This window comes from Cyanobium sp. HWJ4-Hawea (assembly GCF_024345815.1).
Classification (GTDB): domain Bacteria; phylum Cyanobacteriota; class Cyanobacteriia; order PCC-6307; family Cyanobiaceae; genus Cyanobium_A.
Window position 1 is genome coordinate 24473 of record NZ_JAGQBV010000025.1, and the last position, 7097, is coordinate 31569.

Sequence of the window (7097 nt, forward strand, 5' to 3'; positions counted from 1 at the left end):
CCGAGCCCCCCTCACCAAGCACCCGCACCAAGCCCCAACCACCAGCCAGAATTAGGCCAACGCCTTTAAAGCCCCATCACTAGCTTCCCTATTCCCAATTGGTTGCGGCGGCGACGCATCTGGCTAGGTGCGGGCGCCGCTTTGGTGGTGCTGGCAGGGGTGGCAATTTCCCAGCAGCGCCAGGGTTCTATAGGCCGCCAACTGCCCAACTACACCGTGAGGGCTGAATCCGGCAGCCTGCCTGGAGTGGTGAGTGCCACCGGAGAACTGGACGCCGAAAAAAGGGTAAATGTGAGCCCCAAGCGCCAAGGAGTGATCGAAGCGCTCTACGTGGAGGAGGGTGATGCCGTAACCCAAGGGCAACCCCTGGCCCGCATGGACAGCGGCGACCTGGAAGACCGACTAAAAGAATTGGGTGCAAATCTGCGCTCAGCCCAGGCCCAGCTGGCCCGTAGTCGCAGCGAATTACAGCGCAATGGGGGGCTTTACCGCCAGCGGGCCATCAGTCGCAACGACTACGAGAAAGTGCGCAGCTCCTATCTGGTGGATCTGGAGGCCGTGGAGGCAGCCAAGCAACGGCTGGAAGCCCGTGGGGTGGAGCGCCAGGAATTGGTGGTACGGGCCCCCTTTGGCGGAGTGATCAGCCAACGCTTTGCCGATCCGGGCTCCTTCGTGACCCCTACCACCACAGCCTCGGCCACCGCAGGAGCCACCAGTTCATCGATCGTGGAATTGGCCCAGGGCCTGGAGGTGGTCGCCAAGGTGCCAGAGAGTGATATCGGCCGCATTCGCCTGGGCCAAAACGCCTCCGTGCGGGTGGACGCCTTCCCAGATAAGCGCTTTGCAGCCCAGGTCAAACGGATCACCCCCCGGGCCGTAAAACTGAACAACGTGACCTCCTTCGATGTGGTCCTGAACTTTTTGGAGCGCCCCACGGACCTGCGCATTGGCATGACAGCAGATGTGGGCTTTCAAACCGGCAGGATTCAGGCCAAAACCCTGATCCCAACCGTGGCAGTGGTTACGGAAGACGGCCGGCCCGGGGTACTGCTGGTGGGTCCAGATAACCAGCCCAAATTCCAGCCGGTGGAATTGGGCATCAGCAGCGGCAAAAGCACCCAAATCATCTCGGGCCTCAGCAGCGGAACCCAGGTGTTCATTGACCTGCCTCCCTGGGCCAAGAAAAGGAAGTAGGGGCTAGGGCCCAGGGCTAAGCCCCTAGACGCGGGCAGCTAAAAATTGGCGTGCTGCCTCCACGATCCGGCCACTGGCCTGGCCATCACCAAAGGGGTTATGGGCCCTGGCCATGACCCCATAGGCCTCGGGATCCTCCAGCAGGCGGCTGGCCTCAGCCACGATGTCGGCGCAGTCGGTACCAATCAATTTGGCCGTGCCCGCATCTACGGCCTCTGGCCGCTCGGTGGTGCGGCGCAGCACTAAAACGGGCTTACCTAGGGCCGGCGCCTCCTCCTGCAGGCCACCGGAATCGCTCAACACCAAGCTGCAACTGCGCATCGCCGCCACCAGTTGGTCGTAATCGAGGGGCTCGACCAAAAAGGCCCGGGGATGGTCGCCCAGCAGGGCCTGCAGGGGCTCCCGCACCGTGGGGTTGCGATGCAGCGGCAGCAACAGGGCCGTATCCGGGAAGCGATCTAGTAGTTCCCGGAAACCCCGGCCAATTTCCTGGAGCCGATCCCCCCAGTTTTCACGCCGGTGCACCGTGGCCAGGATCAGCCGCTGATGCTCCAAATCCAGGCCAGGCAAAGCAAAGGGCGGGGCCTTCTCAGCCATCAACAGCAGGGCGTCAATAACCGTGTTGCCCGTGGTGATGATCTCGCCCACCACCCCGGAGGCCCGCAGATTTGCGGCGGAAACACCCGTGGGCGCAAAGTGGAGCAGGGCCACCTGGGAGATCAGGCGGCGATTGGCCTCTTCCGGGAAGGGATCAAAGATGTTGTCGGTGCGGAGCCCGGCCTCCACATGGCCCACCGGAATCTGCTCGTAGAAGGCCGCCAGGGCCGATGCAAAAGCCGTGGTGGTGTCGCCTTGCACTAGCACCAGATCGGGGGGATGGGCCCCAAATTCCTCCTTGAGCCCAGTAAGGGCAGCGCAGGTTATGTGGGTGAGGGTCTGCTTAGGCGCCATCAGCGCCAAATCGTGGTCGGCCTGGAGGCCAAATAGCTCCATCACCTGGCTCACCATCTCGCGGTGCTGGCCGGTGAGCACCACCCGGGTGCGGAAATCCCCAGCCCGCTGGAAGGCCAAGATCACCGGCGCCAACTTGATGGCTTCTGGCCGGGTACCCAGCACGATCGTGACAAGGGGCTTGGTCACCAAGGCGTTGCAGTCAGGTGGATCCTACGAAGGTTGCTCAGTGGGAAGCCAGCCTGGCCAAAAGCAGCACAGACAGCCCTACTGAGAGGCCAATCATCGCCAGCCGGCCATTCCAGATCTCGGCCTGGGGTGTAATGCCTCGGCGCCAAGCATTCAGCTCAGTGGGTTCAACAGGCTCGCCTTTTGGATCGAGTTCGACCATCGCGCTACTCCGATGCCGGACCCGGCAAGCCTAAGGGCATTAAAAGCAAGCTTGGGGTTCGTAGAGACGGTGGGCCTGCTCCAGGGGCAACCGGGGTGCCACCCCCAGGTCGAAAGGGCTGGTTGCCCCGGCCCTAAAGCGTTCAGCCGCCGCCACCCCCACCATGGCGGCGTTATCGGTGCAGTAGGCCAGCGGAGCCACACGCCACTGGAGGCCATCTCGCCGGCACCTGAGCTCCAGCAGATCCCTCAAGCGCCGGTTGGCTGCCACCCCCCCCACCAGCACCAGGGTGCCCAGGCCCTGGTCGAGGGCACAGCGGCAACTGCGCTCCACCAGCACCTCGGCCACCACCCGTTCAAAGCTGGCCGCTAGGTCAGCTAGGGGCAGGTCAGCTAGCGGCAGGTCAGCGCCCCCACCATCCGCGCTGACCTCCAGGGCCCGCACCTGGCGCAGCATCGCCGTTTTGAGGCCACTGAAGCTGAAGTCGTAGGGATAAAAACCACCCTCTGGCCTGGAGACCCGACCCTTGGGCAGGGCAAAACGGTTCGCATCTCCCGCCCGGGCTGCCAGCTCAATCGCAGGCCCCCCGGGGTAGCCCAGGCCCAGCAGTCGGGCCACCTTGTCGAAGGCCTCACCGGCGGCATCGTCGTGGCTGCGGCCCAGGCGGCGGTAGCGCCCAGGGGCATCAACCCGCACCAGCTCGGTGTGGCCGCCACTGACCAACAGGACCAAATAGGGACCGGCCGGCAAGGGCTCGCCCAACTGAACAGAACAGAGGTGCCCCTCCAGGTGATGGACGCCCAAAAAGGGCTTGCCGTGCAAACGGGCCAGGGTGCGCCCGGTGACCGAGGCCACCAACAGGGCCCCCACCAAACCAGGGGCAGCAGTGGCCGCAATCGCATCGAGATCGGCCATGGCCACGCCGCTCTCGACGCAGACCTGGTCGATCAGGGCCGGCAGGGCTTCCACGTGCCTGCGCGAGGCAATTTCGGGCACCACTCCGCCCCAAAGGGCGTGCTCCTCCACCTGGGAGGCCACCGCACTGGCGAGCACCGTTTGATCGCTCACAATCGCTGCCGCCGACTCGTCACAACTTGTTTCGAGGGCGAGAACGGTGGCCATTAGCTAGGGAGAGGGCTCGTACTGTCCGAGGGTGACATCTTGCCCCGCGGCATTGCGTCTGATGCAACGTCTACTTTCCCGTTTGTTCTCAGCACCACTCTTTGCAGTGCTGCTGTCGCTCTTCCTGTTGGTTGGCTTTGCACCCGTTGCTAACGCTGACGTGGCCGGCCTGACCCCCTGCACCGAAAGCGCCCGCTTCCAACAGCGTGCTGCCGGGGCCAAAACCGACCAAGCCAAGGCCCGTTTCGCCATGTACAGCCAGGCTGTCTGCGGTGCCGATGGCCTGCCCCACTTGATTGTTGATGGCCGCTGGAGCCATGCCGGTGACTTCGTGATCCCCGGCATCGCCTTCCTCTACATCGCCGGCTGCATTGGCTGGGCTGGTCGCAACTACCTGATTGCGATCCGCGGCGACAAGGACGCAACCATGAAAGAAATCCAGATAGACGTTCCGCTGGCCTTCAAGAGCACCCTGGCAGCGGCTAGGTGGCCCCTAGCAGCACTGCAAGAGCTGAAAAGCGGCAAGTTGCTGGAGTCCGACGAAAACGTGACTATCTCGCCCCGCTGAATTAATTAGCACTTTTCTTACTTTCCCTCTCCTCCATAGCCCCGAGCCATGAAGAAATTTATTACCACAGCCCCGGTTTTTGCAGCGATCTGGTTTTCAATTACCGCCGGCATCCTGATCGAATTCAACCGTTTTTTCCCAGACCTTCTGTTCCACCCGATGTGAGTCGGACCAGTAGTGATTGCTATCGCGGCCCCCAGGGGCCGCTTTTTTATTGCGCAACCGATTTATTGCCCAGCTGGCAGGCCGATCATCTGCTCCAGGGCCACGAGGGCCTCGCCTAAATCGCCATTGACCAGCACCCCATCAAATTCGGCCTCCGCCTGCAATTCGACCCGGGCCCGCTCCAATCGCTTGGCAATGGCCTCCTCGCCATCGGTGCCACGGCCGCGGATCCGGCGCTCTAGTTCCCCAAAGGATGGGGGCTTAATCAGCACCTGAAAGCCAGCCGGGAAGCTCTGGCGCACCTGGCGAGCCCCCTCCAGCTCGATCTCAAGCAACACCGGCCGTCCCAGGGCCAGCATCTCCTCCACCGGCTGCCGGGGGGTGCCGTAGAGGTTGCCTGAAAATTCAGCCCATTCCAGAAAGCCCGCTGCGGCAACCTGCTGCTCGAAGTTTTCGCGGCTTAAAAAGAAGTAGTGCTCCCCCTCCACCTCCCTAGCCCGGGGGGCACGGGTGGTGGCTGAAACCGATAGCCAGATGTCCGGATGCCTGGCGAGCAGCTGGGCCACCAGGGTGCCCTTACCGACGCCGCTGGGGCCGGCGATCAGGGTGAGTCGACAGGACACGGCAGGCAAGGGCGCAGGATTGCAGAGTAGGGGCTTGATCTGATCGTCTACACCCCTGGCGCGCCTGCAACCCATGGACGTCACCAGCCTCAAGGCTGTGCTGGCTGAATGGCGCCCCACCCTGCTGCCAAGCCGCTTTGAGAAGGCCCAGCAGCCCAGCCGGGATTGCCTGCAAATAGGGCTGAGAACCCTCGAAGGGAGCCAATGGCTGGAAATCAGCTGGCAGGCCGATGCCGCCAGGATGCACATCATCACAGCTCCGCCCCGGGAAGGGGATGGCAGCACCCTGGCCCAGCAGCTTCAACACAGCCTGCGGGGCCTGGCCCTAACCAGCCTGGAGCAGCAGGGCTGGGAGCGGATCGTTGAGCTGGGCTTTTCAGAGCGGCCAGGGGAACCCATCGCCCGCTGGCTGGTGGTCGAGCTGATGGGACGCCACAGCAACCTCTTCCTGCTAGATGGGCAGCGCCAGGTGATTGCCTTGGCCAGGCAAGTAAAGACCCATCAATCGCGGCTGCGGCCGATCGGCACCGGGGATGCCTACCAAAGCCCCCCCGCCCTGATGGGTGAGCCCCCCAACCACCACGAGGGCCAAGAAAGCTGGCAGCGGCGACTCAGCCTCCTGCCCCTGCCCCTGGGCAAGGCCCTCGGCAACGCCTACCAGGGGATTAGTCCGGCCCTGATGCGCCAATTGGTCGGAGCAGAACTGCGGGAAAGGCCCGTTGGCGATCTGAAGGTGGAGCAATGGCTCCAACTCTGGCGCCAATGGCAACACTGGCTGACCTGCCTCTCCACAGGCAACTTTGTCTGGCAATGCGACGGCGACAGCTACCGCTGCTGGCCGCCTCTGGAGAAGCCCTGGGAGCAAGGCGCCACCAGCATCAACAGCGGCCTTGGTGCCTACTACGCAGCCCACCTGGAGCAACTAAAAGTGCTCCAAGCTCGCCAACAGCTGCAGCTGCGCCTTGAGCAGGCCGCCCAAAGGGAACGGCAACTGGCCGCCCAGCAGCAGGCCCTCCTGGCGGCGGTGCCGCAAAGCGATGGCCTGCAAGGCCAGGCAGACGCCCTGCTGAGCCAGCTAAGTCCAAGTCGCGCCTGCATCGCCTCAGCCCAAAAGCTCTACAACAGGGCCAGAAAGTTGCGCCGCTCGGTGGCCGCCATAACGCCGCGGCTAGAGCTGCATCACCAGCGCCTGGAATGGCTAGAGGCCAGCCTCACCTTTCTCGAAAATGCTTCCACCAGCCTCGAGCTGGCGGCCCTGGGGGCGGAATTGGAGGGCCCACTGGCGGGCAAGGGCAGCAGCTCCAGCCGGCGCCGCAGACCCAGCCCCAGCGGCCAGCCCGTGCCCCTGCTGCTCAGAAGCCCCAGCGGCATACCTGTGCAGGTGGGCCGCAACCACCGCCAAAACGAATGGATTGCCCTCAAGCAGGCCCGCCGCGGTGATCTCTGGTTCCATGCCCAGGAGTTGCCGGGCAGCCATGTGGTTCTCAAGGCATCGGAGGGCCTGGCCGGAGAAGCCGATCTGCAGGCAGCCGCCGACCTGGCCGCCCACTTCAGCCGCGGCCGCGGCAGCAGCCAGGTGCCCGTGGTGATGGTGCCCACCAGCGATCTCCAGCGCATTCCGGGAGCCGCCGAAGGCACGGTGAGGCACCGCCAGGGGGAAGTGCTCTGGGGGGAACCGGATAGGGCCCTTAGCCTCTTGGCAGCAGGACAACCATGAGCCCCACCCCGCTGCCGCCGCCAGCACCAATCCGAATCAACACTGCCGAGGTCAGCCATGACCCGCAGGGTCAGGACTTCCCTGGCGAAGTGGAAATGACCCTGGTGGATCACCTCGAGGAGCTGCGCAACCGGGTGCTGCGCAGCCTGTTGGCGGTGGTAATTGGTGCCGCCGGCTGCCTGGTTTTTGTGAAACCCCTGGTCAAGCTCCTGGAGATGCCGGCGCCTGGCATTCGCTTTCTCCAGCTGGCCCCAGGCGAATTTCTGTTTGTGTCGATCAAGGTGGCTGGCTACGCGGGGCTGACGATTGCCCTGCCCTACGTGCTCTACGAAGTGCTGGCCTTTGTCCTGCCGGGGCTGACCAGTC

General features: G+C 63.9%; 9 protein-coding genes. 5 read left to right on the forward strand and 4 right to left on the reverse strand.

From position 1 onward, the window contains the following. Positions 1 to 102 precede the first annotated feature (102 nt). Positions 103 to 1194, forward strand: a complete 1092-nt coding sequence (locus tag KBY58_RS07275; protein WP_315858044.1) for an efflux RND transporter periplasmic adaptor subunit — start codon at positions 103 to 105, stop codon at positions 1192 to 1194. 24 nt (positions 1195 to 1218) lie between these two features. Here the strand turns inward: KBY58_RS07275 and wecB are convergent, their stop codons facing one another. The 3 genes from wecB to tsaD are packed head-to-tail and all read right to left on the reverse strand — an operon-like array spanning position 1219 to position 3658. After that, positions 1219 to 2334 carry a non-hydrolyzing UDP-N-acetylglucosamine 2-epimerase gene (gene wecB / locus KBY58_RS07280; protein WP_409995729.1) on the reverse strand — a complete coding sequence of 372 codons (1116 nt, stop codon included), beginning with the start codon at positions 2332 to 2334 and terminating at the stop codon, positions 1219 to 1221. Positions 2335 to 2371: 37 nt separating this feature from the next. Next, positions 2372 to 2536 (reverse strand): high light inducible protein, encoded by a 165-nt coding sequence (locus tag KBY58_RS07285; protein ID WP_255003671.1) that lies wholly within the window; start codon positions 2534 to 2536, stop codon positions 2372 to 2374. A 39-nt stretch (positions 2537 to 2575) separates the two neighbouring features. After that, positions 2576 to 3658, reverse strand: coding sequence for a tRNA (adenosine(37)-N6)-threonylcarbamoyltransferase complex transferase subunit TsaD (tsaD, locus tag KBY58_RS07290; protein ID WP_255003673.1), 1083 nt, complete (start codon positions 3656 to 3658; stop codon positions 2576 to 2578). Positions 3659 to 3719: 61 nt separating this feature from the next. On the opposite strand from tsaD, the gene KBY58_RS07295 reads away from it, so the two are divergent. Together KBY58_RS07295 and psaJ are read left to right on the forward strand one after the other, a co-directional pair. Then, positions 3720 to 4226: a Photosystem I reaction center subunit III gene (locus tag KBY58_RS07295; protein ID WP_254932920.1), complete on the forward strand. Its 507-nt coding sequence runs from the start codon at positions 3720 to 3722 to the stop codon at positions 4224 to 4226. A gap of 48 nt (positions 4227 to 4274) precedes the next feature. Further along, complete coding sequence (psaJ, locus tag KBY58_RS07300; protein WP_254932919.1) at positions 4275 to 4391, forward strand: photosystem I reaction center subunit IX; 117 nt, start codon at positions 4275 to 4277, stop codon at positions 4389 to 4391. A gap of 62 nt (positions 4392 to 4453) precedes the next feature. On the opposite strand, the gene gmk is transcribed toward psaJ, so the two are convergent. Next, the gene (gene gmk / locus KBY58_RS07305; RefSeq protein WP_255003675.1) at positions 4454 to 5089 is read right to left on the reverse strand and encodes a guanylate kinase; all 636 of its coding nucleotides are present in this window, start codon (positions 5087 to 5089) and stop codon (positions 4454 to 4456) included. Between gmk and KBY58_RS07310 the strand changes: the two genes are divergently transcribed. Both KBY58_RS07310 and KBY58_RS07315 read left to right on the forward strand, forming a co-directional pair. After that, the gene (locus KBY58_RS07310) at positions 5088 to 6731 is read left to right on the forward strand and encodes an NFACT family protein (protein ID WP_255003677.1); all 1644 of its coding nucleotides are present in this window, start codon (positions 5088 to 5090) and stop codon (positions 6729 to 6731) included. The genes gmk and KBY58_RS07310 overlap by 2 nt on opposite strands. Further along, positions 6728 to 7097: twin-arginine translocase subunit TatC (locus KBY58_RS07315; RefSeq protein WP_409995730.1), on the forward strand; the 370-nt coding region annotated here is incomplete at its 3' end. The genes KBY58_RS07310 and KBY58_RS07315, both read left to right, overlap by 4 nt.

What these genes read in the sequence shown, in the direction of transcription:
- KBY58_RS07310 (WP_255003677.1), top strand. Translation starts at nt 5,088, where the DNA reads ATGGACGTCACCAGCCTCAAGGCTGTGCTGGCTGAATGGCGCCCCACC.
- gmk (WP_255003675.1), bottom strand. Translation starts at nt 5,089, where the DNA reads ATGGGTTGCAGGCGCGCCAGGGGTGTAGACGATCAGATCAAGCCCCTA.
- KBY58_RS07295 (WP_254932920.1), top strand. Translation starts at nt 3,720, where the DNA reads ATGCAACGTCTACTTTCCCGTTTGTTCTCAGCACCACTCTTTGCAGTG.
- tsaD (WP_255003673.1), bottom strand. Translation starts at nt 3,658, where the DNA reads ATGGCCACCGTTCTCGCCCTCGAAACAAGTTGTGACGAGTCGGCGGCA.
- KBY58_RS07285 (WP_255003671.1), bottom strand. Translation starts at nt 2,536, where the DNA reads ATGGTCGAACTCGATCCAAAAGGCGAGCCTGTTGAACCCACTGAGCTG.
- psaJ (WP_254932919.1), top strand. Translation starts at nt 4,275, where the DNA reads ATGAAGAAATTTATTACCACAGCCCCGGTTTTTGCAGCGATCTGGTTT.